Origin of the sequence: Mesorhizobium metallidurans STM 2683, from assembly GCF_000350085.1 — a bacterium.
GTDB classification, from domain to species: Bacteria; Pseudomonadota; Alphaproteobacteria; order Rhizobiales; family Rhizobiaceae; genus Mesorhizobium; species Mesorhizobium metallidurans.
In genome coordinates, this window is sequence record NZ_CAUM01000020.1 from 69927 (window position 1) to 95867 (window position 25941).

Below are 25941 nucleotides of genomic sequence, written 5' to 3' on the forward strand. Positions count from 1 at the left end.
TGGCCGATCTCAGAGCTTGCCGGCGAGATACTGCGTCAGCGTCGCACGCGCACCATTCGCCCAGAGCAGCGTGAGGGCACGCGCGAAGGCCCCGGCGAACGGCGCCGAGCGGCCGACATCGCCATAAATGTCCTCCATGGCAAGCCAGGCGGCCGGCGCATCCTTTGCGGCTTTTGCCGTCGCCAGCAGCCGGTCCCAGCTCGGATCGTTGGGCTCGATGACGGCGCCGCTATCCGTCGTGCCGAAGCAATAACGGCACCACAGCGCCGATTCGAGCGCGAGACCAGCGACACTCTTTCCCGCCTTCAGCCGGTCGGCGATGGTCGGGATGATGAATTTCGGCTGGCGGTTGGAGCCGTCGAGACAAAGCCTGCGGATGGTGTCGCCGATCTTCGGGTTGGAGAAGCGGCTCTCGATGAGCTGGTAATAGTCTTCCAGCTTCGTGTCCGGCACCGGCGGCACCGTCGGGATGATCTCGTCGTGCTCGAGCTTGGCGAGAAAGCCGCGCACCAGCGGTTCCTGCATCGCCTCATGGACGAAATGGATGTCCATCAGCCCGGCGGGATAGGCAATGGTGGCATGGCCGCCATTGAGGATGCGGATCTTCATAAGTTCATAGGGCGCCACGTCTTCCACGAACTGCACGCCGACCTTTTCCAGCGGTGGCCTGCCGTCGGTGAAATGGTCCTCCAGCACCCACTGCCTGAAAGGTTCGCAGAACACCGGCCAGTTGTCCTCAAGGCCGAACTCGCTGGCCAGGATGCCGCGCTCGCGGTCGGTGGTGGCCGGCGTGATGCGGTCGACCATGCCATTCGGGAAGGCGACGTGCTGGCCGATCCAGTCGGCGAGATCCTCGTCGATCAGGCGGGCGAGGCCGATGACGCCATCGGACGTGACGTGGCCGTTGTGGGGGATGTTGTCGCAGGACATGACCGTAAACGGCACGATGCCGTCGTCGCGGCGGCGCACCAGGCCGGCAAGGGTAATGCCGAAAACCGTCTTCGGTGTCGCCCCCGGCTGAGCATCGGCAACGATGTCGGGATGGGAGGGATTGAACAGGCCCGACGCGGGGTCGATGAAATAGCCGCCCTCGGTGATGGTCAGCGAGACAATCCTGATTGCCGGATCGGCAAGCTGCTCGATGATCGCCTCGGCATCGCCCGGCATCAGGAAGTCGATCATGACGCCGGTGACGCGGGCGCTCATATGACCTGAGTCCTGCTCGACGACAGTGGTCAGCCAATCCTGCTCCGCAAGTTTGCCGCGGCCGACCTTCTCGCCGGCGAATACGCCGGCGCCAATAATTGCCCAGTCATGGCCGGCACCCGAATTGAACAGGTCGTCGAGATAGACCGCCTGATGCGAGCGGTGGAAATTGCCAACGCCGAAATGCACGATACCGGCCTTCAGCGCTGCGCGATCGTATTTCGGGCCAGCAATCTTGGCAGGAAGATTGGCGAGGATTGAAGAAGAGAGTTTCACGGTCATCTGCTTTTACCCTTTGGCGGGACGGCTCTTCTCCCCGTGGAGGGACGGGGAGAAGAGCGCCCTCACCCCCTCAACTCATCCACTGGCCGCCATCGACATTGTAGGTCTGGGCGACAATGTATTCGGCATCATCGCTGGCCAGGAACACGGCCATGCCTGTCAAGTCCTCCGGCTTGCCCATGCGGCCGTAAGGCACGCCTTCGCCGACCAGCCGCCTCTTCTCGCCCTTCGGCCGGTTCTCGTATCTGGCGAACAGCGCATCGACCTCGTCCCACATATCGCTGTCGACGACGCCGGGCGCGATGCCGTTGACATTGATGCGGTGCTTGATCAATGCGAGCCCGGCTGACTGGGTGAGCGAAATGACGGCGGCCTTGGTGGCGCAATAAACGGCGACCAGAGGCTCGCCACGCCGGCCGGCCTGGCTCGCCATGTTGATGATCTTGCCGCCCTTGCCCCTGGCGATCATCGAGCGGCTTGCCGCCTGCAGCATGAACAGCGTGCCGGCAACATTCACCGAGAACAGCTTTTCGTAGCTCGCCCTGGTGATCTCCACGATCGGCGCCAGGTCGAACAGAGCGGCATTGTTGATCAATATGTCCAACCCACCGGTCCTGGCCTCGACCGCCTTGACCGCCGCCTCGATCGAGGACAGATCGGCGACGTCGAGCCTGACCGCATAGGCATTTTTGCCGATCTCCGACGCGGTTTTTTCCGCCGCTTCGAGATTGATGTCGGCAATCGCCACCGTGGCGCCTTCGCGAATATAGGCTTCGGCGAAGGCCTTGCCGATGCCGCGCGCCGACCCGGTGATCAGCGCCGATTTGCCCTTCAGCCTCACTGCGCCATCGCCTTTCCGTCAGCACCGAAGCGGTGCAGCTTCGCCTTGTCCGGAGTGAGATAGATCGTATCGCCGTGACGGACGGCCAGTTCGCCGTCGGCACGTACCGTCAATGGTCCGACGCCGTCGGCTTGCACGTGAAGGAAGGTGTCGGAGCCGAGGTGTTCGGCGACGCCGACCGTGGCTTTCCAGTCGCCCGAATTGGTCGAGATGTTCATGTGCTCGGGACGGATGCCGACGGTCCTGGCGCCATATTTGGCCGCCGGCGCACCTTCGATCAGGTTCATCTTGGGCGAGCCGATGAAACCGGCGACGAACAGGTTGCGCGGCGTCTTGTAAAGCTCCATAGGCGAGCCGACCTGTTCGATGTTTCCGGCATTGAGCACGACGATCTTGTCGGCCATGGTCATCGCTTCGACCTGGTCGTGGGTGACGTAGATCATCGTCGTCTTGAGTTGGTGGTGCAGTTCGCTGATCTCGAGGCGCATGGTGCCGCGCAGCGCCGCGTCGAGATTGGACAGCGGCTCGTCGAACAGGAAGGCCGAGGGCTGGCGCACGATGGCGCGGCCGATGGCGACGCGCTGGCGCTGGCCGCCGGAGAGCTGGCCGGGGCGGCGTTCGAGATAGTTGGTGAGGTTCAGCACGCGCGCGGCGTCCTTCACCTTCCTGTCGATGGTCGCCTGGTCTTCGCCGGCCATCTTCAGCGGAAAGGCGATGTTCTTGGCCACCGTCATATGCGGATAGAGCGCATAGGACTGGAACACCATGGCCAGCTTGCGCTTGGCCGGCGCTTCGCCGGTCACGTCACGGCCGTCGATGTCGATGTTGCCGCCGCTGGTGTCCTCCAGCCCGGCGATCAACCTGAGCAGCGTGGACTTGCCGCAGCCCGACGGCCCGACGAAGACGACGAACTCGCCGTTCTCGATCACCAGGTCGATGCCCGGGATGATGACCGTCGACCCGAAGGACTTCGAGACGTTCTTGAGCGTGATGTTTCCCATGGTTTCCTCCCCGAGGGGTTATTTTTCGCCAGATGCTTCGAGCAAGGTCCCTATTTCACGGCACCAAATGTCAGGCCGCGCACCAGCTGCTTCTGGCTGAACCAGCCCATGATCAGGATCGGCGCGATTGCCAGCGTCGAGGCCGCCGACAGCTTGGCCCAGAACAGACCTTGCGGGCTGGAGAAGGAGCTGATGAAGGCGGTGAGCGGTGCTGCCTCGGTGGTGGTCAGCCGGATGGTCCAGAACGCCTCGTTCCAGGCCAGGATGATGTTGAGGAGCATCGTCGAGGCGATGCCCGGCACCGCCATCGGCGTCAGCACGTAGACGATCTCGTTCCACAGCGAGGCGCCGTCCATGCGCGCCGCTTCGAGGATCTCGCCCGGGATTTCGCGGAAATAGGTGTAGAGCATCCACACCACGATCGGCAGGTTGATCAGCATCAGCATGATCATCAGGCCGATGCGGCTGTCGAGCAATCCGGTGTCGCGGAAGATCAGGTAGATCGGGAACAGCACGGCGACCGCCGGCATCATCTTGGTGGACAGCATCCACATCAGGATATCCTTGGTGCGCTTGGTCGGCGAGAAGGCCATCGACCATGCCGCCGGTATGGCGACAAGCAAGGCCAGGATGGTCGATCCGACCGATAGCAGCACCGAGTTCAGGAAGAACTTGAAATAGCCGCTCTGCGCCTGGACCTCGGAATAGCTTTCCATGGTCCCCGACGGAAACAGGTTGAAGCCCTGGATCGCCTCCTGTTCCGACTTGAACGAGGTGATGACCGTATAGAGGATCGGGAAGAAGATCAGCAGGGCGACGATCCAGGCGGCCGCGGTCGCGATCGTCTTGTGCTGGGGTGTGACTGCACGTGCCATGGTCAGGTCCTCCCGTATCGGCGTTGTTGGCGGCAGGGTCGACCCCCACTCCGGTTTGCTGCGCAAACCACTCCCCCGATCGACGGGGTAGAGGAAGGGCGCGGCTTCGATGCAGGCGTTTCCTCTCCCCCGGGCAGCGGGACGGAGTGGGGGTGGTTCAGCGCACGTAGCATCGTCTCCCCCTTACTTGTCCAGGTTCTTGCCGACGGCGCGCATGGCGAAGAAGGCAACGATGTTGGCGAGAATGACGGCGATCACGCCACCGGCGGACGCCTGGCCGATTTTAAATTCGAGCAGCGCCTTCTGGTAGACGAGGAAGGGCAGGTTGGTGGAAGCGTAGCCCGGGCCGCCATTGGTGGTGACGAGGATTTCGGCATAGACCGACAGCAGGAAGATCGTCTGGATCAGGATGACGACGGTGATGGCTCGCGACATGTGCGGCAGCGTCAGATAGATGAAGCGGCTGACGAAGCCGGCCCCGTCCATCTCGGCGGCTTCCTTCTGCTCGCCGTCGAGCGACTGCAGCGAGGTCAGTAGGATCAGCGTCGCAAATGGCAGCCACTGCCAGGCGACGATGATGATGATCGCGGTCAGCGGATATTGCCCGAACCAGTCGATCGGCTGCCCGCCGAAGAAGCGCGCAATGTCGGCAAAGACACCGTATTGCGGATGCATGATCATGTTCTTCCACACCAGGGCCGCGACCGGCGGCATGACGAAGAACGGCGAGATGACGAGGATGCGAACGATGCCTTGTCCCCACATCGGCTGGTCGATCAGCAGCGCCAGCATAATGCCGCCGATCACCGTGATCAGGAGCACGGCGACGACGATGGTCAGCGTGTTGAGGATCGACTGCAGGAAGGCCGGGTTGGAATAGAAAAGCGCGTAGTTGGAGAAGCCGACGAAGCCATCGCGGATCGGATTGAGCGGATTGTACTGCTGGAAGGAGAACCACAGCGTGAACAGCAGCGGCACAATCATCCAGACGAACAGCAGCACCACGGATGGCGCCATCATGAAACGGGCAAGCGAGCGGGTCTGCTGAGTAGCCATGACGGTCACCCTTCAAAGGTCAGCCACAATTTTTCAAGTGGTGAGGGCGGCCGCCCGAACTGGGACTCGGGCGGCCGCCCTGGCTGGTCACGGTGGAGCCGGTCGTGATGCGCTACCGGCTTTCGGCACCGGGAGGAGCCTTACTGGATATAGCCGCCCTCGGTCATCGCCGCGGTGGCGGCGTCCTGGGCCTGCTTCAAGGCATCGTCGACGCTCGATTGGCCGGCGAGTGCGGCCGAGAAGAGCTGGCCGACGGTGGTGCCAAGTCCCTGGAACTCGGGGATGGCGACGAACTGGACGCCGACATAGGGCACCGGCTTGACAGTCGGCTGCTTCGGATCGGCGGCGTTGATGGAGTCCAGCGTCATCTTGGCGAAGGGCGCTGCCTTCTGGTACTCGGGATTGGCGTAGAGCGAGGAGCGCGTTCCGGGCGGAGCGTTGGCCCAGCCTTCCTTCGAAGCGACGAGTTCGGCATAGGCCTTGCTGGTCGCCCATGACACGAACTTCTCCGCCGCTTCCGCCTTCTGCGTGCCGGCGGGAATGGCCAGCGACCAGGCCCACAGCCAGTTGCCGCGCTTGCCGAGCCCGTTATCGGGCGCCAGCGCATAGCCGACCTTGTCGGCGACCGTCGAGTTCTTCGGGTCGGAGACGAAGGAGGCGGCGACCGTGGCGTCGATCCACATGCCGCATTTGCCTTGCTGGAACAGCGCCAGGTTCTCGTTGAAGCCGTTGGACGATGCGCCCTCCGGGCCGTCGGCCTTCATCAGGTCGACATAGAACTGCAGCGTGTTCTTCCATTCCGGCTGGTCGAATTGCGGCTTCCAGTTCTCGTCGAACCAGCGGGCGCCGAAGGAATTCGACATCGCGGTCAGGAAGGCCATGTTCTCACCCCAGCCGGCCTTGCCGCGCAGACAGACGCCGTTCACGCCATTGGCGCGGTCGGTCATCTTGTCGGCGGCCTGCTTGATGAAGTCCCAGGTCGGCGCGTCGGGCATGGTCAGCCCTGCCTTCTCCATCAGGTCCTTGCGGTACATGACGAAGGAGCTCTCGCCGTAAAAGGGCGCGGCATAGAGTTTGCCGTCGACCGAAAGGCCGCCTGATATGGCCGGGATGATATCCTTGGTGTCATAGTCGTCGCCGAGCTTGTCGAGCGGCAGCAGCCAGCTCTGCTTGGCCCAGATCGGCACTTCGTAGGTGCCGATGGTCATCACGTCGTACTGACCGCCCTTGGTGGCGATGTCGGTGGTGACGCGCTCGCGCAGGACGTTTTCCTCGAGCGTGACCCAGTTGAGCTGGATGTCTGGATTTTTGGCAGTGAAGTCGTCGGTCAGCTTCTGCATGCGGACCATGTCGCCGTTGTTGACGGTGGCGATGGTGATGGATTCGGCATGCGCGGCGAACGCGAGGGCGCTGGCCGACAACAGGCCCAGGGTGAGCGTGCGAAGTTTCATCAAAATCCTCCCATAAACCAAGTTGAGCATTTGCCTTGGCTATGGGCAATTACTCACTCTCTGTTAATTATGTCAAGCCGGATTCGTTGCTGCAGCGCAGCACAAGGGTTGCCGCCGACACCTTGCGCCAGACGCTTTGAAAACATCGGGGGATGGTATCGAAAGAGCCCGCCGCAAAACGCCGGACTTCGGCGATCGTCCAGCCCGAAGAAACATCTTGCCTATTGCCGAGCGATCTCGGCCAGGATCCAGTCGCGAAAGGCGCGGATCTTCGGCACGTTGCGCCGCGCCTGGGGATAGACCAGCCAATAGGCGTGCCCGTCGTCGCCGACCAGGTCGAAGGGCTGGATCAGGCGGCCATCGGCAAGCTCGGCGTTGAACAGCGCCCTGGTCACGATCGCCACGCCCTGCCCGGCGATGGCGGCGTTCGCCTCATAGGCCTGCGCGCCCATGCTGCTGCCAGGGCGCTTCGCCAGTTCCTCGACCGGTAGGCCAGCGGCAGCAAACCAGTCCCGCCACCAGATGTCGCCAGGATCGAGTATTGGCAAACGCAGCAGGTCGGCCGGCTCCTTGACGCCGCCGATGCTGGCCGCGAGCTTCGGGCTCAGAACCGGCGTGAAGTCCGCATTGAAAAGCTTGTGCACCTCGACGCCCGGCCATGTGCCACCGCCGGAGCGGATGGCGATATCGATGTCCTCGCGGGCAAAGTCGACGACCCTGTTCGACGTGTCGAGACGCACTGCCAGCGACGGATGCGCGACCTGGAAGGAGCCGAGATGCCGGGCCAGCCAGTTGGAAGCAAAGGTCAGCAGCGTCGAAACGTACAGCACGCCGTCGGCGCCGCTGCGCGCAGCGGCATAGGCTCCGCTCAAAAGGGCGAAGGCCTCGCTGACCGCCGGCGCCAGGCGCTGCCCCGCCTCGGTCAGCACGATCTGCTTGGGCTGGCGCAGGAACAGAGGGGCGCCGACGCGCTCTTCCAGGAGCTTGATCTGGTAGCTTGCCGCAGCCTGCGTCATGCCGAGTTCCTCGGCCGCCTTGGTGAAGGAAAGATGCCGCGCCACTGCCTCGAACACCCTGATCGCCTGCAGCGGAGGGAGCTGGAAAATCTGTCGCGCTTCAAGATTCGGCATAAGGCCTCCTTATGGGCCGTGATCGACGTTTGATTGGCAGCAACGCGTCGTCGGGCCGATATTCGTGGTCGACGATCCCTTTTTCCAGACATAGCGAAGGCAGACGATCATGACCACGGTACAGGAAAAACTGCTTCTCACACCAGGCCACGGCTGGTTTTCGCGGTGGATGCGCGGATTTGCACGGCACACGGCGAGGAAACGGGCCTATCTCGACATAAGGGAACTACCGCCGCATCTGCAGCGCGACATGGGTTTTCTCGATGGCAACGACCCATATGGTCGGCGCCAATAGCTTTGCTGGGTTTATCCCCAATCAGCCTGCCAGCAAGGCAGCGGCGGTGTTCTCATCGGTGATGAGGCCGTTGACCAGCCGCCGGTTCACCGCCGCAAGGATGCCCGGCAATTTGCGTTCCCCCATGGCGAGCGCGATCACCAGCGATTTTTCGCGCGACGGCAATGCCGCCGACGACACCCTTTCATTGGTGATGCCCTCGATCATCCGGCCTTCGCGGTCGAATACCCAGCCGACGATTTCGGCGACACCGCCTGCCTTTTGCAGCGCTTTCAACTCGCTTTCGGAAATGAAGCCGTCCTCATAAAGCGGCGCCCTGGGGCCGAGATCACCGATGCCGACGAAGGTGACGTCGGCCTCCGCCGCAAGCGCCAGCGTTGGCTGAATCATTGGCTGGTTGAGCAGCATATCGCGTTCCTCCGGCGAGGAGGCGATAACCGGCAGCGGCATCGGAAAAGAGCGCGCCTTGACGCGGTCGGCCATGGTGAAGATGACGTTGTAGAAAGCGGCCGAACCGTCGGGCGAGATGTTGCCGGTCAGCGACACCACCTTGTGCTGCGGGCATTCCATCGGCGGCAATTGCTCGATCGCCGCCTTCAGCGTGCGGCCGGTGCCGATGGCCATGACGATCGGCTCCGGCGACCTGAGCCGCCGCTCGATCTCGGCGGCGGCCGCCTCGGCAACGCCGATGATGGTGGAGGACGAAGCAGGATCGCTCGGCACCACTTCGACCAGGTCGAGCGCGAAGCGTGACTTCAGCCGTGCCGCAAGGTCGAGGCAGTTGGCGATCGGATGATCGACACGCACCTTGATCAGCCCTTCCGACACCGCCAGCGACACCAGCCGTTGCGCGGTTTGCCTGGAAATACCGAGCGTGGCGGCGATCTGGTCCTGTGTGTTGCCGGCAACATAATAGAGCCAGCCGGCGCGCGCCGCGTCGTCCAGCCTGTTGCTGCCTTCCTGCCGCGAATTCAAAGTCCAGCCTCCCAGGCTCCGCCTGCAGCGGAGTACTTTTCACTCTTGCAGGGAATTCGCCGGCGCGCAATTGTCTATTGCCGGAGCAATTGCTTGCATCGCTCGGCGCGCCCGTAATGGGCAATCGCCTCACCGCCGCCGCCGATAACAGGTCTCGACGGTTTATCTCCCGGCGCAAACCCGTTATGGGGATCGAAAGAGGGATTCTTGCATGACGCCGAAAGCGGTTTTCTGGGACATGGACGGAACGCTGGTCGACAGCGAGCCGCTGCACGAGGCGGCCTTGGTGGCGGCGCTGCACAGTGTCGGCATCCCGCCCCCAGCCAATTTGCACCAGCGGGTGCTCGGCGTCGCCGCCTGGCCGGTCTATGAGATGCTGCGCGACGAGTTCGGCCTCGACCTGCCTTTCGACGCCTGGATCGTACGCAAATACGACCACTACCTGCCGATGGCCGAGACGCTGGTGCCGCGTCCCGGGGCGATCGAGATCTTCAACGAACTACGCGCACTTGGCGTGGAGCAGGCGGTGGTGTCCAATTCAGACCGGCTGATCGTCGACGCAAACTTGAGCGCCGTCGGCCTTTCCTATCCAGGCATGAAGACCATCAGCCGCAACGACGTGCGCGAGGGCAAGCCGTATCCCGAGCCGTTCCTGCGCGCCGCCTGGCTGGCCGGCGTAGATCCGACGCAAGCGGTTGCGGTCGACGACAGCCGCACCGGCGCCATGGCCGGGCTGGCGGCAGGGATGAAGACGATGTTCTGGCCGGAGGCGCCGATGGAAGGACCGCCCGGCGCCATCGTCATCAACAGCGCCGAGGAATTGCGGGGCGAACTCGGGCTTAAGTAGTCAGTTCCGGTAAACCGGCTCCTGCTCGTCGAGGATCGCTTTCAGCTCTGAAAGGTGCCTTTCGGCCTGGCCGGGATAGTCTTCCTGCTCGCGCGCCGCCTTCTCGGCGATCTCGTCGGAAAGCACGCGCAACGGTCGGCCTGTCCACAGCGCCTTGATGTAGGTCTCGGCGGCGCGCTCGAAATAGAACATGCGGTTGAAGGTGTCGGCGACGCTGTCGCCAATGATCAGCACGCCGTGATTGCCCATGACCATCACCTTGACCTTCGGATCAACGAGAAGCTGCGAGCAGCGCTCGCCCTCCTCCTCGAAGGCCAGCCCGCCATAATGGCCGTCGACGACATGACGGTTGAAGAAGATCGCCGAGTTCTGGTCGATCGGCGGCAGCGTCGAGTCGGCCAGCGAGGCGAGCACAGTGGCGTGAATCGAGTGCACATGCATGACGCAGCGCGCATGGGCCACATTGCGATGGATGGCGCCGTGCAGGCCCCATGCCGTCGGATCTGGCGCATTGGGGCCGGAGAGCGTGTCGGGATCGTTGGCGTCGATCAAAAGCAGATCGCTCGCCTTGATGCGCGAGAAATGCACCTGGTTGGGATTCATCAGGAATTGCGAACCGTCTTCATTGACGGCCAGCGAGAAATGATTGGCCACCGCCTCGTGCATGTTGAGCCGAGCCGTCCAGCGGAAGGCGCAAGCAAGATCGACGCGCTCCTCATAGAAGGGCAGATTGGTCAGTATTTCCTTCTGCAGGCGGGCGATGCTCATCGAAAACCTCCGTCAAAGAATGAAGGATGCCGCGCACTGCCGACGCGCGCAACCGGTTTCGTTTGGTGCAGACGAGCGTCGTTAGCTTACGCGGCAGTGCTTGTGGCGGCGCCGGCCCGCAGCCCGCCCTGTTCGACGATGAAATCGATCACCTCCTGCAGGCCCTTGCCGCGCGACAGGTCGGTAAAGCCGAATGGCCGCTTGCCGCGCATGCGGGCGGCATCCGCCTCCATGACATCGAGATTGACGTTCACATAGGGCGCGAGATCGCTCTTGTTGATGACCAGGAAGTCGGAGCGGGTGATCGCCGGCCCGCCCTTGCGCGGGATTTCCTCGCCCTGACAGACCGAGATGACATAAAGTGTCAGGTCGGCGAGATCCGGCGAGAAGGTGGCGGCGAGATTGTCGCCGCCGGATTCGATGAAGACGATGTCGAGATCCGGGAATTTCCTGTTCATCTCGGCGATCGCCCGCAGATTGATCGAGGCATCTTCGCGGATGGCGGTGTGCGGGCAGCCGCCGGTCTCGACGCCGACGATGCGGTCCTCCGGCAGCGCCTGCAGCCTGGCCAGCATCATGGCGTCTTCCCTGGTGTAGATGTCGTTGGTCACGACGGCGATGGAGAACTCGTCGCGCAGCGCCTTGCAGAGCTTTTCGGTAAGCGTCGTCTTGCCGGAGCCGACGGGGCCGCCGATGCCGATGCGAAGAGGACCATTGGTCTGTGTCATGCGGAAAATCCCGTGATGGCAAGAATGGCGAAACCTGCCCCGATCAACAGGCAGAGCGGCGAATAATAGCTGACATCGAGCCGAGCGAAAGGCTGTTCGGGCGCCAGCCGCCGCCACCAGGGCGTGAAGCCGGCAATGCCGCGGCCGAGGAAAACCAGCGCAATGAGCAGCGATGCGGCGGCAAGCCCTGGCTTGGGAAAGGGCGTGGCAAACACACCCTCCAGCGCCATCGGCCACAGCGTCGCCAGGCCGAGACAAGCGGCGACGGCAAAGCAGGCGAAGGGCGCCGGCATCTCGTCGACGCCGCGAAAGCCGACCACGGCGCGAGCGCAGGAGGCAGCATCCCTGCCCGGCCAGATGCCGCCGATGCCCCAATAGACATGCAGCGTGGTGATCAGCAGCAGGACCAATGAGAGAACGAAGGCAAGCACGATCATGAGCGAAATAGCCGGGAATACTGGGTTTCGTGCTTCATCGCCATGATGTCGGAGACGAAGGCGCAGCCGCCGAGGTCGTCAAGCGTCGAATTGGAGGCGCGGGACGCGGTTTCCAGCGCCAGCGGCTCGAAGCCGGCGAGCAGCGCCGTGGCTTCCGTCTGGCCGACGACGCCGAGCCTGATCGCAGCCTGGACGAGATTGGAGAAAAAGGCCTGCAGGAAGGCCGACAGCGCGTCTGGCAAGGCGATGCCGTTGCCGCCGGCCACCGCACCGACAGCGACGCAATAGGGGCATTCGGCCGGCAGACGTTCCAGCACCTGGCACGGCCAGGCCGAGGCCGCCTTCAGGAAGGCCGCGCCTTGCAGCATGGTCTCGGTGTGGCGCTCGCGCGAGCCGGCCAGGGCCTCGGCAAGTGCCGCGATCCCGTCGAGGTCGTCTTCCTCGCGGGCGCGCCGCCAGCTTTCGGCGAACAGCACCGCGTCGTTCCAGCCCGAGCCTATCTCGACCAGTGTGTCCAGCCACGCGGCAAGGCTTTCGCTGTCGGCTACCAGCCCGTCATGCACGGCGCGTTCGAGACCATGGCTGTAGGAAAAGCCGCCGACCGGGAAAGCTGGCGACAGCCATGCCATCAGCCGCAACAAGGCGATGCCGGAAGGCTGGTCAGTCATGGTGGTGGTCATGCGAGTGATCGTGCGAATGAGAATGCGACTCGCCATGGGCATGCGAATGCGCTTCGGCATGGCTGTGTGCCTCGGCATGGGCATGACCATGGCCGGAATAGGCGCCGCGCACCGGCACGAACGGTTCCAGGACATCCGTGACCGTGGCGCCGAGCCCTTCCAGCATCGCCTTGATGACGTGGTCGCGCAGGATGAGGATGCGGTTCGCCTCGATGCTTGCCGCGAGATGACGATTGCCGATATGCCAGGCGAGCTCGGTGAGATGAACCGGGCTCAAGGCGCGGATATCGTAGAGCGGCTCCTCGGCGGCGATGATCTCGACATGGCGGCCATCCTCGAGCACCAGCCGGTCGCGATCGCCCAAGGCAACCGGCTCGGGCAGGTCGACCAGCACCTTGTCGCCGCCTGAAGTCTCGATGGCGCGGCGGCGCAGATGCCGTTCGTCATGGGCAAGCACGACACGATCATATGGCGTCACTGCTCCCGCCTCGCCGGCGGTCAGCACGGAGACGGCGCGCGGGAATTTGGTGAAGTCGGTGCGGATGTCGAGCTTCATGTAAATCTGCCTTTCCAGGAGCCTAGACCATCCTGCCCGTCAGCCCAATGCCGCTTAGGCGATCGTGTCGAAGAGCCGCAGGATGAACGATATCTGGTAGATCAGCGTGCCGGCGACGAAGGCGATGTGAAAGCGGCGGTCGCGCACCAGGATGGCGACAATGCAAAGCACGACGAAAACCGGTGTGCGGATCAGATACTCAATCCCGAAACGGGCGAAATGCTCCTGGCCTTTGAGCAACGTGTCGATCACGTCGAGCAGATAGGTCGTCGCCAGCAGGCCGAAGAACCAGGCGCGGCGCGAATAGAAGAAATCCTCGTAGCTGGTGTAGTCGAGCATCGAATCCGGGAACAGCAGCGCGCACAGCATGAACAGGGTGACGGCGTAGAAGATGATGAACAGGTACTTGCCGAAGGTCCAGGTCTCGAGGGTGTAGAGGCCGAATTCCCACCACCAGAAATGCACCAGCAACAACAGCATGGATGCGACCCAGGCCAGATGCACGGAGTAGATCCGGTACTGGCCGGGATGCTGGACAATGCGGGCGAGCCCCGACAAAAGGCGGGTGACGCCGAGACCGATCACCATGCCCATGACGATGCGGATGTGGGGGAATATGTCGTGGGCGGAGACTAGTTGTTGCTCCATAGGCGGTCAGTAAGGCCATTCAACGCTGGAAGTGGTGGTTCATTCGCGAACAAGCTGGTCCGACGTCCATGGAGTGCCGGGGAAAAAGTCCTGATTCAGCACGTCTGCAATCTGATAGGGACAATCGGTAGGAAAATCCCTTTCGTGCAACCCCGTCTCGTCAGCCGCATTCAGCCTCGCCATCTTGAATTCTCGTATAAGCTGCTGCCCCGGATAACCCTTCAGGCTTGGGCTTTCTTCAAGCAGGTTTTCGATCCGAAGGCGCTGCTCGCGGATTGTCAACAACCATCCCGTTTTGCGTTTCGCGGGCTGAAATTCCCATTTGAGAAGATGCAGCAGTAAAGTGCCTAGCCTCTTTGAAATTTCTCTCTTGTCGCTTCTCCCCAAGCTCTCGATCTCGTCCGCAAGATTTTCGCGATCGAGGTCGGAAAGACGACCTTCGCGCAGCAACGCGCCTTGTTCGGCACACCACTGAGCATAGTCGGTCTCGTAGGGTGTAGACTTATGCCGACGTTGGATTTGGATCTTGTTCATGACTGCATAATGCGCCGTTTTCGATGCCAAGCCAATCACTGGGTGAGTCAGCTCATAATCCGGCATCAAAACAAAAAATACCTTTGCGCCATCGGCAGCACGGTCGCCGGCTCGCAGGTGAGCAATTCGCCGTCGGCGCGGACCTCGTAGGTCTCGGGATCGACCTCGACATGAGGAGTGGCGTCGTTGAGCACCATAGAATGCTTGCCGATGCCGCCACGGGTGTTTTCGACCGCGACCATGGCCTTGTCGACGCCAAGCCGGCCTTGCAGGCCTGCGTCGAAAGCAGCCTTGGAGACGAAAGTCACCGAGGAATTGGTCAGCGCCTTGCCATAGGCGCCGAACATCGGCCGGTAGTGCATCGGCTGCGGCGTCGGGATCGAGGCGTTGGGATCGCCCATGGGTGCGGCGGCGATCGAGCCCCCGACCAGCACCATCTCAGGCTTGACGCCGAAGAAGGCCGGGTTCCACAGCACGAGGTCGGCGCGTTTGCCCACCGCCACCGAGCCGATCTCCTTCGACAGGCCATGCGCGATGGCGGGATTGATGGTGTATTTGGCGATGTAGCGGCGGACGCGGAAATTGTCGTTGTCGCCGGTTTCCTGCGGCAGCGAGCCGCGCTGGCGCTTCATCTTGTCGGCGGTCTGCCAGCAGCGGATCGCCACCTCGCCGACGCGTCCCATGGCCTGGCTGTCGGACGAGATGATCGAGAAGGCGCCGATGTCGTGCAGGATGTCTTCCGCCGCGATGGTCTCCTTGCGGATGCGGCTTTCGGCAAAGGCGATGTCTTCGGGGATCGACGGCGACAGATGATGGCAGACCATCAGCATGTCGAGATGCTCGGCCAGCGTGTTGACCGTGTAGGGCCGCGTCGGATTGGTCGAGGACGGGATGACGTTGGGCAGGCCGCAGACCTTGATGATGTCAGGCGCATGGCCGCCGCCGGCACCCTCGGTGTGGAAGGCATGGATGGTGCGGCCCTTGATCGCCGCGACGGTGTTTTCGACAAAACCGGATTCGTTCAGCGTATCGGTGTGGATCATCACCTGCACGTCGTAATCGTCGGCGACCGACAGGCAGCAGTCGATGGCTGCCGGCGTCGTGCCCCAGTCCTCGTGCAGCTTCAGCGAGCAGGCCCCGGCGAGCACCATTTCCTCGAGTGCCGCCGGCAGCGAGGCGTTGCCCTTGCCCGACAGGCCGATATTCATCGGGAAGGCGTCGAAGGACTGGATCATGCGCGCCATGTGCCACGGCCCCGGCGTACAGGTTGTCGCCAGCGTGCCGTGCGCCGGGCCGGTGCCGCCGCCGAGCATGGTGGTGATGCCCGACATCAGCGCCTCCTCGATCTGCTGCGGACAGATGAAATGGATATGCGCGTCGAAGCCGCCGGCGGTCAGGATCTTGCCCTCGCCGGCGATGATCTCCGTGCCGGGGCCGATGATGATGGTGACGCCGGATTGCGTATCCGGGTTGCCCGCCTTGCCGATTGCCGCGATGCGGCCGTCCCTGAGGCCGATATCGGCCTTGACGATGCCGGCCACGGCATCGACGACTAGGGCGTTGGTGATGACGGTGTCGACCGCGCCTTGCGCGCGCGACACCTGGCTCTGGCCCATGCCGTCGCGGATCACCTTGCCGCCGCCGAATTTCACCTCCTCGCCATGCAGGGTGAAATCCTTTTCGACCTCGATGAACAATTCGGTGTCGGCGAGCCGCACCTTGTCGCCGACGGTCGGGCCATACATCTGGGCATAAGCGGCGCGGGTAATTCTAGCCATCAGCAATTGCTCCCGAAATAAGGCCCGAAGATGCGACTTGTCGAAGCCCGGCCCACATTGTCGCCATCCTATGGTCACGCAATGACCCGCTAGGCGACACCTTGCGATCCCATTTACCCTTTGAGGTGGCCGGGTCATCCCAAACCGACCGTTTGCCAATCGATGGAAAGGAAGATCCATGCGCAAAACGATATTTCTCGCAGCCGCCGCCACGCTGACGCTCGCGACCGCCGCCTACGCCCAACAGCAGCCCGCGCAGCCACAACCCGCTCAGCCGCCGGCCGCGCCGGCTCCCGCGGCGCCCGGCCCACAATCCGCGGCGCCGACCATCCAGACCGTCAACATCGTCGACATCAAGGAACTGCCCGAGGCCACGCAGACGCAGGTCAACCAGGTGATTGCCCAGCGCGGCGACGCCGGCCTGCAGAAACTGCGCAGTTCGATCGACGCGACACCGAAGGTCAAGTCCGCGCTTGAAGCCAAGGGGCTGACCTCGGCGCAGGTGATCGCCGCCAGCATGAGCAATGATGGCGCGCTGACCCTGATCACCAAGAAAGCCAGTTGACGACAGGCCGTGGCGGGCCGGCGCAAGGTCGGCCTGCCGCGTCGAGGAGGGAACCTTCTCCGGGCAGGATTCGTTTCGACCTTTTGGCGCTGAAACCAAATTCGACAAGGAGCCCGAGAGCGAACGATGGCGATCACCACCCTTCCCGACGCCAAATGGCTTCATGCGACCGCCGCGGCGGCGTTTCTCGCGGCGAGCGTCCCACACACGGCGCTCAACGCGCAAGGTCTCGATAGCCCTGATACAGTCGACCGGATCGTCGGCTCGGAGGTCAGGCAGGAAGAGACCAAAACAGCTGTGGAGGCCGGCAAGGTCGCTAGTGCGATCGACCGGACGCGCGAAAACATCGGCACGGTGCGCAAGACATCCAAGCTCGACAAGGTCGATATCGTCTTCCTGACCGATGCAGCGCGCACGGAGGGCGGCCCGCCGCCGGCGATCGAGAGCAAGGTCGAGCAATATCGGGACGACATTGCGGAACTGCGCAAGGAGATCGAGGCGAATGCGCTGCTGTTCAACGCCATCGACTCGCGTCGCGTGACGACGGAAGACGTTCTCGCCGTCGAATTCGACGATCCCGGAAGGATCGTCATCTATGCCGCGGCCAAGCCATCCAACTGAACCGCCCCGCGCCGTCGATCTCACAGGGCGCCCATGATCTTCTGCTGAAACCCGTAGACTTCGCGCTTGCCGCCGAGCGGCACCAGCGTAACGTCGCGCTCCTGGCCGGGCTCGAAGCGCATGGCCGTGCCGGCGGCAATGTCGAGACGCATGCCCCGCGCCCTGTCGCGATCGAATTTCAGCCCCTCATTGGTCTCAAAGAAATGGTAGTGGCTGCCGACCTGGATCGGCCGGTCGCCGCTGTTGGCCACTTTCAAGGTGACGGTCGGCTGGCCCTTGTTCAGCTCGATATCGCCACTCGCCGTGATGATTTCGCCCGGGATCATCGCCGGCCTCACAGAACGCCGAAGACGAGGCCGACGCCGCCGGCGGCACATGCACCGCCGGCGACGCGGGCAAGGCCGCGGGAACGCGCGCCGAGACCGAGGCCGGCAGCGATGCCGACGGCATGGAGCGCTGCTGTGGCGACGGCAAAGCCGGCCATATATTCCAGCCCGCCGGCGTTTTCCGGCACCTCGGTGCCGTGGGCATGACCATGGAACAGCGCGAACAGGCCGATGATGGCAACACCGGCCGAAACGGGAAGATCGACAGCCAGCGCAACCAGCAATCCCAGCGCCACGACGGAGGCCAGGATACCCGGCTCGACGAAGGGCACCGGCACCTGCAGCATGCCGAGCGCGCCACCAACCAGCATGACGCCGACGAAAGCGAGCGGCCAGGCCCAGATCGCCTTGCCGCCCTTGAGCGCCGCCCACAGGCCGACGGCGATCATCACCGTCATGTGGTCGAGGCCGGAAAGCGGGTGGAAGAAGCCAGCCGCGAAGGACGATGTCGTGCCGATGCCGACATGGGCATAGGCAGGCATGGAGGCTGCCAGAAGCAGGATCGCCGAGAGGGTGGTACGTTTCATCGGAGCGGGGATCATCGATAAGCCTTCTCTACTGGGGATCATGCCGGTCAGGCGGCCTTGCGGGGCCCGCAGCCCTCGGCCTTGAGCACGCGCTTGGTCGAGGCTGGATATTTCTTCAGCATCGCCGCCGGGCGGATCGGGCGCGGCGCGAAATTGCCGCCGCAGTTCGGGCAGACGCCACCCAGCACATTTTCCACGCACTCGGCACAGAAGGTGCATTCGAAGGTGCAGATCAGCACGTCCGTCGCCTCTGGCGGCAGGTCCTTGTCGCAGCATTCGCAGTTGGGGCGCAGCTCAAGCATTTTTCCTCTCCTCACCTTATCGGTTCGTGCACAGTCACCAGCTTGGTGCCATCGGGAAACGTCGCTTCGACCTGAACGTCGTGGATCATCTCGGCAATGCCTTCCATCACCTGCGCACGGCTGACGACATGGGCGCCGGCCTCCATCAGCTCGGCGACGGGGCGGCCGTCGCGGGCGCCCTCGACGACGAAGTCGCTGATCAGCGCGATCGCCTCCGGATGGTTGAGCTTGACGCCGCGTTCGAGCCGCTTGCGCGCCACGATAGCCGCCATGGCGATAAGCAGCTTGTCCTTTTCTCTCGGCGTCAGGTTCATGCGCTTTCCCGGATGGCATCGACAAAGAGTGGTGTAATCGGAATCAGAGTGACCATAATTTGGGCAGACCCGCCCGTCCGTTGAGCAATTCGACGAGCGGAACCAGCCGCTTACGGAGCTGGTAGCCGTCCGCGGCGAACAGCCTCGCAAGAAGCTTGCCAGATTTCTTCACGCTCCAGGCACTGGCGTCGCCCTTACTGCCAATGATCTGCCTGGCCGGGTCGAGCAAGGCCTCCGCGCGCGGCGAGACCATCAGCAGCGTCGCCATGGCGATGGCGCCGCCGGCGACCGCGGGACGACCGAGAGCAGCCGCAATGCCGGGTCCGATACGGAAATCCTCGGCATGAACGAGCACCTCGTCCTGGCTAACCCGCCAGTGGTCATGGAAACTGCCGTCGGTGGCGCTTTCGCCCATGGCGAGGCGGCCGAAGACGGTCGCCTCGAGCAGCAGCGCCTCGGCGCCGGCGGCAAGCTCCACATCGAGCCCGCGGGCAAAGGCCGATCGGTCAAAGACAATGGTCTCCTGCGGCAGCCAGGCAATGCGCCCTTGCTCGCCGACGCTCAGCCTCACTCGCACCTCGGCACGGCCGGACGCCGCGCGATAGACCTTCTCGCAGGCCTGGGTCGTGATGGTGGCGGAAGCACCGGCGCCGACATCGATCTTCCAGCCGAGGCGGTCGCCGCCGGTCAGTCCGCCGGCGGTGTTGATCAGGACGGCTTCCAGCGGATCGGCCGAGACAGCCGGCATGCGGATCTTGGCGGAACCATCCTGATAGAGGCGCCGCAGGCGCGTGCGGTCGCCATTCCTGTCGCAGGCAAGCCGCGCCATTCCAGCGACGCGCTGGGCCGGCAGCACCGTAGTCAGGCCATGTTCGATCGTGTCCATGACGCCAACGTTAAGCACTGCCGCGGCTTTGTCGATATATAGCTTGTTGCTTGACAACGTTTCGGTTTCTATAGAGGGAGCCACCTTGGAGCGGTCATGCAGCGCCTGATGGGGTAAAAGGGCGACCACGATTCGAATCCGGGGAAAAAAGGGGCGCTGATCCGTTGGCGTCGGGAAACGACAAGGTTGGGGAAGAAACCGAATGGCTGATCAGCTGGCAACGGACATCATCGCGAAGATCAAGGCTCACGCCGAGCCCGGCGGCGAAGAAATCACCACCAATACCGAGCTGACAGCACTGGGCATCCATTCGCTGGAACTGACGGAGATCATCTTCGATCTCGAGGAAGAGTACGGTATCGAGATCGAGATGAACACGGTGGACGCCTGGAGCAACCTGAAGAACGTCGGCGACATGGTCGAGGCGGTTCGCGCGCTGATCGCGAAAAAAGCCTGACTGAATGCACAAGCGCGTTGTTATTACCGGCATCGGCGGCATTTGCGGGCTCGGCACCGATGCATCCGCGATCTGGAGCGAAATGCGCGCCGGCCGCTCGGCCATTGGTCCGATCGTCAATTCGGAACTGTATGACCTCAAGGTCAGGGTCGGCTGCGAGATCAAGGCGCTGCCCGAGCATGGCATCGACCGCAAGCAGCTGGTGTCGATGGACCGTTTCAGCCTGCTGGCGACGATCGCCGCGCGCGAAGCCGCGCAGCAGGCCGGATTGACGCCGCACGAGACCAATACCTTCCGGATGGGTACCATCGTCGGCGTCGGCGTCTGCGGCTGGGAGGCAATCGAAGAGAATTATCGCGCCATCCTGATCGATAAAAAGAATCGCGCCGGCATCTTCACCGTGCCGAAGGTGATGCCCGGTGCGGCGGCCGGTCATGTCAGCATGAATCTCGGCCTGCGCGGACCGGTCTTCGGCATCACCTCGGCCTGCTCTTCGTCCAACCACGCCATCGCTTCGGCGGTCGACCAGATCAGGCTCGGCCGCGCCGATGTCATGGTTGCCGGCGGCACCGATGCGCCGCTGGTCTGGGGCATTCTGAAAGGCTGGGAGGCGCTGAGGGTGCTGTCGCCCGATACGTGCCGGCCGTTTTCGGCCGATCGCCAGGGCCTGGTGCTCGGCGAAGGCGCCGGCATGGTGGTGCTGGAGACCTATGAGCATGCGATGGCGCGCGGCGCCGAAATCCTTGCCGAGGTAGCCGGCGCCGGCCTTTCAGGCGATGCGTCCGACATCGTCGCGCCGACCGTCGAAGGGCCGGAGGCGGCGATGCGCTTCTGCCTCGTCGATGCCGGGCTCAATCCGGAAGATATAGACTATCTCAACGCGCATGGCACCGGCACCAAGGCCAACGACCAGATCGAGACGGCAGCGATCAAGCGGGTCTTTGGCGACTATGCGCACAGGCTTTCCATTTCGTCGACCAAATCGATGCACGCCCATTGCCTTGGCGCGTCGGGCGCGCTGGAACTGATCGCCTGCGTCATGGCGATCCGCGAAGGCATCGTGCCGCCGACGGCCAATTTTCGCGAAGCCGACGCCGATTGCGATCTCGACATCACGCCGAATGTGGCGCGCGAGCGCAAGGTGCGTACCGCGATCAGCAACAGCTTCGCCTTCGGCGGCACCAATGCGGTGCTGGCGTTCAAGGCGGTCTGACCACAAGCACCGTGCCATGATCCCCACAGGCTGAAACTTTTTGTGCGCATATTGATCGCGCCTGGCGCTGTAATAACTCTCTTTCGCCATGCCCGCGCCGGCCGGCATAAAATCCCGCCCAGGAGTTCCGATGACCGACCTGTCTGCTTTTCCAATCGCCACGCGCTGGCCGGCCCGCCATCCCGACCGCATCCAGCTTTATTCGTCTCCGACGCCGAACGGCGTGAAGATTTCTATCGCGCTGGAGGAGCTCGGCCTGCCCTACGAGGCGCATTTTGTGGACATCGGCAAGAACGAAAGCTGGACGCCGGAATTCCTGTCGCTGAACCCGAATGGCAAGATACCGGCGATGATCGACCCGGACGGCCCCGGCGGCAAGCCGATCGGCCTGTTCGAATCCGGCGCCATCCTGCTCTACCTCACCGACAAGACCGGCAAGCTCATCCCAGCCGACCCGGTACGGCGCTACGAGACGATCCAGTGGGTGTTCTTCCAGATGGCCTCGATCGGGCCGATCTTCGGACAAGTCGGCTTTTTCAACAAATTCGCCGGGCGCGAGATCGCCGACAAGCGGCCGCTGGAGCGCTACCGTGACGAATCGCGGCGGCTGATCGGCGTGATCGACACCAGGCTGAAGGGCCGCAGCTGGATCATGGACGACGACTATACCATCGCCGATATCTCGATGCTCGGCTGGGTGCGCAATCTGATTGGCTTCTATGAGGCGCGGGAACTCGTCGGTTTCGACGACTTTCCCGATGTCGCGGCATGGTTGGAGCGCGGCCTTGCCCGGCCGACAGTGCAGAAGGGGCTCACTATCCCTGCGAGAGACCAAGGCTAAAAACGTAGGTGGCCTATTTTGCCTTGGCCCTGGCTTTGGCGCCGCCCTTGCCCATGACGGAAGCAGCAAGGGAAGCTGCGCCCCGGGCCGTGGCGACAACCGCGCCGGCGGCAACATTGGCCGTGGTCCTGGCCGCCCGCATGGCGCTACCCGCCATGGACCCGCTGGTTGCCGGCTTTTTGGACTTGGTGGGTTTTGGGGCGGGTTTTGCGGCTGCCTTGGCGGCGGATGGCACCACCTTCTTCGGCGCTGCCTTGCCGAAAACCGGCTTTGCATCCTTGGAGCGCGCGGCGATCGCCGGGCCGGCGCCTGTCTTTGATTGGACTGCCTTGCGCTTCGCGGGCGCGGGTTTTCTGGTTGCCATCGGACGGTTCCCTGATGTCGGCAAAATATGCCGGTCCGGAATAACGACCGGAAAGTCTTAAGGTTCCGCCACGAACATTCCTAAAATCGGGCGTGATCGCCGATCACCAGATCGGCTTGCCGGCGGCGGGCAAGCACGCGGTCGATGTTCGGCATGTCGTTGGAGGCGATCCAGGCGCGGGCATCCTCGTCGGAGCGGCCATGGCCGTGCCATCGCTCGAGCAGCCGGCGCTCGAGCTCGGCGCGCGGCACATCGACAAAGATCGAAAAATCGAACAACGGCGCCAGTCGCGACCAGGGTTCCTCGTCGAGCAAGAGATAGTTGCCTTCGACCAGGATGAACTTGGTCTCAGTGGCGACGATCGAGGCGGCGGCGCGCGACAGTTCCATGCTGCGGTCGAACACGGGAATCGCGATATCCGGCTCGCCGGCGCGGATGCGCTTCAGCAGCGTCTCGAAGCCGGCAAAATCAAAGGTTTCAGGAGCCCCCTTGCGTGCACGCAGGCCGCGCCGCTCGAGCACGATGTCGTCATAGTGGAAGCCGTCCATCGGCACGACTTCCGCTGTACCTACCGGCAGCAGATCATGCAGGCTGGCCGACAATGTCGACTTGCCGGCGCCCGGCGGGCCAGCGATGGCGACGATAAAGCGGCTCGCCTTGCCGGCGCGCTTGAAGATGGTGGCGGCGAGATGGGCGATCTCGGACATCAGATTTTTCTGGCCTGGATTCGTGAGACAATTTCGGCCGCATCTTGGCGGCAATTCGCGGAAATTTCAAACCAGCCACGCCTTCAGGCAGGAGCGGACCGGCCGATCCGCAGGAAATCGTTGTCGAAAGCAACGTCCCGTGTCGTGCCATCGGCAGCCAGGATGCGCATCTTCCCCTGCCCGGTCGCGATGTCGCGCGGCGGCTCGCCGCTATTGTGCGACCCTTGCCGGGTCTCCGGCAGGGCACCGATGACATGGCGGAACGAGAGGCTGCGGCCTTCGGCAAGGGCAAAGGCGGTCGCCACGCCTTCCCGCTTCAACCAGTTGCCGCCAAGCGACGCGGCATGGCCGAGCGCCGTGCGCCCATCCTCGATGCCGAGCACGCCACGATGGCGGCCACTCCACGGCGCGTAGTCGCGCCCGCCATTGCTAATCCAGAGCATGGTGACCGGCAGTTCGGCCGGGTTCTTCAGCACCAGCACCAGATCCTGTTCGGCATGCCGCGCCAGCGCGGTCCAGCCCATCCCGTCATGGTCGGCCTCGACCAAAATGAGAAAGTCCTCGCGTTCGATGTCCATGCGGTAGTCGCTGAGATCGAGCGTGCCGCCATCGGCGGCAGGAAAGCGCGTCAGGTCGGCTGAACGGGCGGGATAGGCGAGGCGGAAGCGGCCGCGCGCCGGATCGGGCTCCAGCGGATCGTCCGGCGTGGCGGCAAGCCGCTTCGGCGAAAAGGCGAGCCTGCCGCCATTCTTCATTGCCGTCATCGGATGATGGGCAACGGAAATTGCGCCCGCACCACCGGAAAAGACGTGCTCCTGGTAAAGAAAGGGATGGCCGTCGCGCAAGGTCAGGGTCTTGTCGACCGCCGCGCCCATGACTTTGCGGCGCAGCCGGAAGGTGGCCCGCCAGCCATCGACTGTTGCCTCGGAGACAACGACATCCCAAGGGCTGTTGGCCGTCCAGCCATGCAAGGGTGCTGCCTCGACATCGCTGCGCGAAAACGGCGCGCAGAGGAAATCGCCGGAAAGGTGCACCGTGCCCTCGGGCAAATCTTGCGGCAGTGTCTCGCGCGGCTCGCCGATCCAGGGCGCGCGATGCAGCGGCTTCAGCCGGCGGCCGTCGATGTCGACCGTCATGTCGGCGAGATGGCCGACCGCAAGATCGACCGACACCGAAATACCCTTTGCCTCGATCGTGACAATGTCCATGCGCACCCGCCGATTCTGTCTCGCCAGCAAAACCCGGTCAGCGCGAGTTACGCAAGCGTTGCCGCCGGCATTTCACATCAGGGTGGCTGATAATCCCAGGCGGGACCGGCATTAACCAAATGGACGCGGCAACCGGGTTAGGCTAGGTTCCGTCCGTCTCAGCAACAGCCTGCCTTCAGAACAGACCATCTTGTCCCACTCGCGTCTCTTTCCGCTCATCCAAAGATTTGTCGCGGCGTTCGCGTTGCTGGTGCTCGTTGCCGGCTGCACGACGACGCCACCCGACAGCATGCTGGCGGTGCCGGCGGCGCCGCAGAAATATGCCGCGATCGTCGTCGATGCGAGGACCGGCCAGACGCTGTTCGAGGTGAATTCGACCGCGACGCGCTATCCGGCGTCGCTGACCAAGATGATGACGCTCTACCTGCTGTTCGAGGCGCTGGATTCAGGCCGCGTCAGCAAAGAGACGCAGATTCCGGTCTCGGACAATGCCGCCAGACAGCCGCCGACCAAGCTGCGCTTCAGGCGCGGCGAGACGATCGATGTCGATTCGGCGATCCGGGCGATCGTCATCAAATCGGCGAACGATGTGGCGGTCGCGGTCGCGGAATATCTCGGCGGCAGCGAAGAGGCGTTCGCCGGCATGATGACGGCCAAAGCCCGCCAGATCGGCATGCGCGGCACCGTCTTCCGCAACGCGTCCGGCCTGCCGGACGGCGACCAGCGCACCAGCGCGCGCGACATGGCGGTGCTCGGCATGGCGCTGCGCGCCCGCTTCCCGCAGCAGTTCCACTATTTCTCCGAAAGCGACTTCATGTTCCGCGGCCGGCTGGTGCGCGGCCACAACGACATGCTCGGCCGGGTGCGCGGCGTCAACGGCATCAAGACCGGATATATCAGGGCCTCCGGCTTCAACATCGTCACCTCCTACGAGGCCGACGGGCGCCGGCTCATCGTCGTGGTAATGGGCGCCGACAGCGCGCGCCAGCGCAACGACCATGTCGAGGCGCTGATCCAGCGCAGTCTCTCGCCGACATCGATTGCGTACACGAAGCTGATGTTTGCGCAGGAGCAGTGAGAGGTGATGGTCCGCGTAGCGGACGAAAAGCCAATTGCCTGGTTTCGAATGACGAACGCCCTGAGCCTGCGAAGGGTCGCGCAGTCGCCGCGGGGCGGCCGGATGAAGGGGCCCCACATGCGATCGCCACAGGCTGGAAGCCACAACTTCAAGTGCCGGCCACTTGCCCGTTGAAGCCTGCCCCGGCTTCCGCTAAGAAGCCGTGACTGGCCGGTTCACCGGCTGGTTCGTTTTCCGGATCGCCGATCCTGAAGGCACCCGTAGCTCAGCTGGATAGAGCGCTGCCCTCCGAAGGCAGAGGTCACAGGTTCGAATCCTGTCGGGTGCGCCAATCTCTCAGTTGTACGGCCCGGAGACATAGGTTACAGTTTGTACCTAAGACAT

The 25941-nt window shown here is 63.4% G+C and carries 32 protein-coding genes and 1 tRNA gene; 9 read left to right on the plus strand and 24 right to left on the minus strand.

All coding sequences use genetic code 11. The features are described 5' to 3' along the window. Positions 1–9: 9 nt before the first annotated feature. From MESS2_RS04670 to gcvA, 7 genes are all read right to left on the minus strand, one after another. Positions 10–1488 carry a mannitol dehydrogenase family protein gene (locus MESS2_RS04670; RefSeq protein ID WP_008872939.1) on the minus strand — a complete coding sequence of 493 codons (1479 nt, stop codon included), beginning with the start codon at positions 1486–1488 and terminating at the stop codon, positions 10–12. 70 nt (positions 1489–1558) lie between these two features. Then, the gene (locus MESS2_RS04675; RefSeq protein WP_008872940.1) at positions 1559–2329 is read right to left on the minus strand and encodes an L-iditol 2-dehydrogenase; all 771 of its coding nucleotides are present in this window, start codon (positions 2327–2329) and stop codon (positions 1559–1561) included. Further along, on the minus strand, positions 2326–3330 hold the full coding sequence (locus MESS2_RS04680) for an ABC transporter ATP-binding protein (protein ID WP_008872941.1): 1005 nt from the start codon (positions 3328–3330) through the stop codon (positions 2326–2328). Before MESS2_RS04680 ends, MESS2_RS04675 begins: the two co-directional genes overlap by 4 nt. A gap of 50 nt (positions 3331–3380) precedes the next feature. Then, complete coding sequence (locus MESS2_RS04685) at positions 3381–4205, minus strand: carbohydrate ABC transporter permease (RefSeq protein ID WP_008872942.1); 825 nt, start codon at positions 4203–4205, stop codon at positions 3381–3383. Positions 4206–4388: 183 nt separating this feature from the next. Continuing rightward, entirely contained in the window at positions 4389–5261 is an 873-nt protein-coding gene (locus tag MESS2_RS04690) for a carbohydrate ABC transporter permease (RefSeq protein ID WP_008872943.1), read from the minus strand. A gap of 140 nt (positions 5262–5401) precedes the next feature. Beyond that, a complete protein-coding gene (locus MESS2_RS04695) occupies positions 5402–6712 on the minus strand; it encodes an ABC transporter substrate-binding protein (protein WP_008872944.1) in 1311 nt (436 codons plus the stop codon). A gap of 221 nt (positions 6713–6933) precedes the next feature. Next, a complete protein-coding gene (gene gcvA / locus MESS2_RS04700) occupies positions 6934–7842 on the minus strand; it encodes a transcriptional regulator GcvA (RefSeq protein ID WP_008872945.1) in 909 nt (302 codons plus the stop codon). A gap of 109 nt (positions 7843–7951) precedes the next feature. Between gcvA and MESS2_RS30605 the strand changes: the two genes are divergently transcribed. After that, positions 7952–8137, plus strand: coding sequence for a hypothetical protein (locus MESS2_RS30605; protein WP_083918364.1), 186 nt, complete (start codon positions 7952–7954; stop codon positions 8135–8137). A 21-nt stretch (positions 8138–8158) separates the two neighbouring features. Here MESS2_RS30605 and MESS2_RS04705 read toward each other — a convergent pair whose 3' ends face one another. Next, positions 8159–9112, minus strand: a complete 954-nt coding sequence (locus tag MESS2_RS04705; protein ID WP_008872946.1) for a sugar-binding transcriptional regulator — start codon at positions 9110–9112, stop codon at positions 8159–8161. A 211-nt stretch (positions 9113–9323) separates the two neighbouring features. On the opposite strand from MESS2_RS04705, the gene MESS2_RS04710 reads away from it, so the two are divergent. Further along, positions 9324–9959: an HAD family hydrolase gene (locus MESS2_RS04710; protein WP_008872947.1), complete on the plus strand. Its 636-nt coding sequence runs from the start codon at positions 9324–9326 to the stop codon at positions 9957–9959. On the opposite strand, the gene MESS2_RS04715 is transcribed toward MESS2_RS04710, so the two are convergent. The 8 genes from MESS2_RS04715 to ureC all read right to left on the minus strand — a co-directional run bounded on the left by MESS2_RS04715 (position 9960) and on the right by ureC (position 16088). Continuing rightward, positions 9960–10727 (minus strand): class II aldolase and adducin N-terminal domain-containing protein, encoded by a 768-nt coding sequence (locus tag MESS2_RS04715; protein WP_008872948.1) that lies wholly within the window; start codon positions 10725–10727, stop codon positions 9960–9962. Between the two features lie 86 nt (positions 10728–10813). Next, positions 10814–11455 (minus strand): urease accessory protein UreG, encoded by a 642-nt coding sequence (gene ureG / locus MESS2_RS04720; RefSeq protein WP_008872949.1) that lies wholly within the window; start codon positions 11453–11455, stop codon positions 10814–10816. Beyond that, on the minus strand, positions 11452–11892 hold the full coding sequence (locus MESS2_RS04725) for a DUF3995 domain-containing protein (RefSeq protein WP_008872950.1): 441 nt from the start codon (positions 11890–11892) through the stop codon (positions 11452–11454). The genes ureG and MESS2_RS04725 overlap by 4 nt, the downstream gene beginning before the upstream one ends. Next, positions 11889–12560, minus strand: a complete 672-nt coding sequence (locus MESS2_RS04730; RefSeq protein WP_040592114.1) for an urease accessory protein UreF — start codon at positions 12558–12560, stop codon at positions 11889–11891. Before MESS2_RS04730 ends, MESS2_RS04725 begins: the two co-directional genes overlap by 4 nt. Continuing rightward, positions 12553–13128, minus strand: coding sequence for an urease accessory protein UreE (locus MESS2_RS04735; protein WP_008872952.1), 576 nt, complete (start codon positions 13126–13128; stop codon positions 12553–12555). Before MESS2_RS04735 ends, MESS2_RS04730 begins: the two co-directional genes overlap by 8 nt. 54 nt (positions 13129–13182) lie before the next feature. Continuing rightward, positions 13183–13776 carry a hypothetical protein gene (locus MESS2_RS04740; protein ID WP_040592098.1) on the minus strand — a complete coding sequence of 198 codons (594 nt, stop codon included), beginning with the start codon at positions 13774–13776 and terminating at the stop codon, positions 13183–13185. Positions 13777–13815: 39 nt separating this feature from the next. Further along, positions 13816–14376, minus strand: a complete 561-nt coding sequence (locus MESS2_RS04745) for a DUF29 domain-containing protein (RefSeq protein WP_008872954.1) — start codon at positions 14374–14376, stop codon at positions 13816–13818. After that, positions 14376–16088 (minus strand): urease subunit alpha, encoded by a 1713-nt coding sequence (gene ureC, locus MESS2_RS04750; RefSeq protein ID WP_040592099.1) that lies wholly within the window; start codon positions 16086–16088, stop codon positions 14376–14378. The genes MESS2_RS04745 and ureC overlap by 1 nt, the downstream gene beginning before the upstream one ends. A 178-nt stretch (positions 16089–16266) precedes the next feature. Between ureC and MESS2_RS04755 the strand changes: the two genes are divergently transcribed. Beyond that, positions 16267–16653, plus strand: a complete 387-nt coding sequence (locus MESS2_RS04755) for a hypothetical protein (RefSeq protein WP_008872956.1) — start codon at positions 16267–16269, stop codon at positions 16651–16653. Between the two features lie 126 nt (positions 16654–16779). Then, complete coding sequence (locus MESS2_RS04760; protein WP_008872957.1) at positions 16780–17274, plus strand: hypothetical protein; 495 nt, start codon at positions 16780–16782, stop codon at positions 17272–17274. Between the two features lie 20 nt (positions 17275–17294). On the opposite strand, the gene MESS2_RS04765 is transcribed toward MESS2_RS04760, so the two are convergent. The 5 genes from MESS2_RS04765 to MESS2_RS04785 are packed head-to-tail and all read right to left on the minus strand — an operon-like array spanning position 17295 to position 19689. Continuing rightward, on the minus strand, positions 17295–17600 hold the full coding sequence (locus MESS2_RS04765) for an urease subunit beta (protein ID WP_008872958.1): 306 nt from the start codon (positions 17598–17600) through the stop codon (positions 17295–17297). A gap of 8 nt (positions 17601–17608) precedes the next feature. Further along, positions 17609–18202 carry a HupE/UreJ family protein gene (locus MESS2_RS04770; protein WP_008872959.1) on the minus strand — a complete coding sequence of 198 codons (594 nt, stop codon included), beginning with the start codon at positions 18200–18202 and terminating at the stop codon, positions 17609–17611. 32 nt (positions 18203–18234) lie between these two features. Further along, on the minus strand, positions 18235–18489 hold the full coding sequence (locus MESS2_RS04775) for a DUF1272 domain-containing protein (protein WP_008872960.1): 255 nt from the start codon (positions 18487–18489) through the stop codon (positions 18235–18237). 11 nt (positions 18490–18500) lie between these two features. Next, positions 18501–18803 carry an urease subunit gamma gene (locus MESS2_RS04780; RefSeq protein ID WP_008872961.1) on the minus strand — a complete coding sequence of 101 codons (303 nt, stop codon included), beginning with the start codon at positions 18801–18803 and terminating at the stop codon, positions 18501–18503. Positions 18804–18846: 43 nt separating this feature from the next. Next, entirely contained in the window at positions 18847–19689 is an 843-nt protein-coding gene (locus MESS2_RS04785; RefSeq protein WP_040592101.1) for an urease accessory protein UreD, read from the minus strand. A 202-nt stretch (positions 19690–19891) separates the two neighbouring features. Between MESS2_RS04785 and MESS2_RS04790 the strand changes: the two genes are divergently transcribed. The 3 genes from MESS2_RS04790 to MESS2_RS04800 all read left to right on the plus strand — a co-directional run bounded on the left by MESS2_RS04790 (position 19892) and on the right by MESS2_RS04800 (position 22200). Beyond that, positions 19892–20146 carry an acyl carrier protein gene (locus tag MESS2_RS04790; protein WP_006325998.1) on the plus strand — a complete coding sequence of 85 codons (255 nt, stop codon included), beginning with the start codon at positions 19892–19894 and terminating at the stop codon, positions 20144–20146. Positions 20147–20150: 4 nt separating this feature from the next. After that, the gene (locus MESS2_RS04795; protein WP_008872963.1) at positions 20151–21359 is read left to right on the plus strand and encodes a beta-ketoacyl-[acyl-carrier-protein] synthase family protein; all 1209 of its coding nucleotides are present in this window, start codon (positions 20151–20153) and stop codon (positions 21357–21359) included. A 130-nt stretch (positions 21360–21489) separates the two neighbouring features. Continuing rightward, positions 21490–22200 (plus strand): glutathione S-transferase family protein, encoded by a 711-nt coding sequence (locus MESS2_RS04800; RefSeq protein ID WP_008872964.1) that lies wholly within the window; start codon positions 21490–21492, stop codon positions 22198–22200. Positions 22201–22213: 13 nt separating this feature from the next. On the opposite strand, the gene MESS2_RS04805 is transcribed toward MESS2_RS04800, so the two are convergent. The 3 genes from MESS2_RS04805 to MESS2_RS04815 form a co-directional block, all read right to left on the minus strand. After that, on the minus strand, positions 22214–22564 hold the full coding sequence (locus tag MESS2_RS04805; protein WP_040592103.1) for a hypothetical protein: 351 nt from the start codon (positions 22562–22564) through the stop codon (positions 22214–22216). A gap of 80 nt (positions 22565–22644) precedes the next feature. After that, positions 22645–23271, minus strand: coding sequence for a nucleoside/nucleotide kinase family protein (locus tag MESS2_RS04810; protein WP_008872966.1), 627 nt, complete (start codon positions 23269–23271; stop codon positions 22645–22647). Between the two features lie 83 nt (positions 23272–23354). Next, the gene (locus tag MESS2_RS04815; protein ID WP_008872967.1) at positions 23355–24479 is read right to left on the minus strand and encodes a hypothetical protein; all 1125 of its coding nucleotides are present in this window, start codon (positions 24477–24479) and stop codon (positions 23355–23357) included. 190 nt (positions 24480–24669) lie between these two features. Here MESS2_RS04815 and MESS2_RS04820 point away from each other — a divergent pair, with 190 nt between their 5' ends. Together MESS2_RS04820 and MESS2_RS04825 are read left to right on the plus strand one after the other, a co-directional pair. Beyond that, complete coding sequence (locus tag MESS2_RS04820) at positions 24670–25557, plus strand: D-alanyl-D-alanine carboxypeptidase family protein (protein ID WP_008872968.1); 888 nt, start codon at positions 24670–24672, stop codon at positions 25555–25557. A gap of 254 nt (positions 25558–25811) precedes the next feature. Further along, positions 25812–25888, plus strand: a tRNA-Arg gene (locus MESS2_RS04825). The last annotated feature ends 53 nt before the right edge of the window (positions 25889–25941 follow it).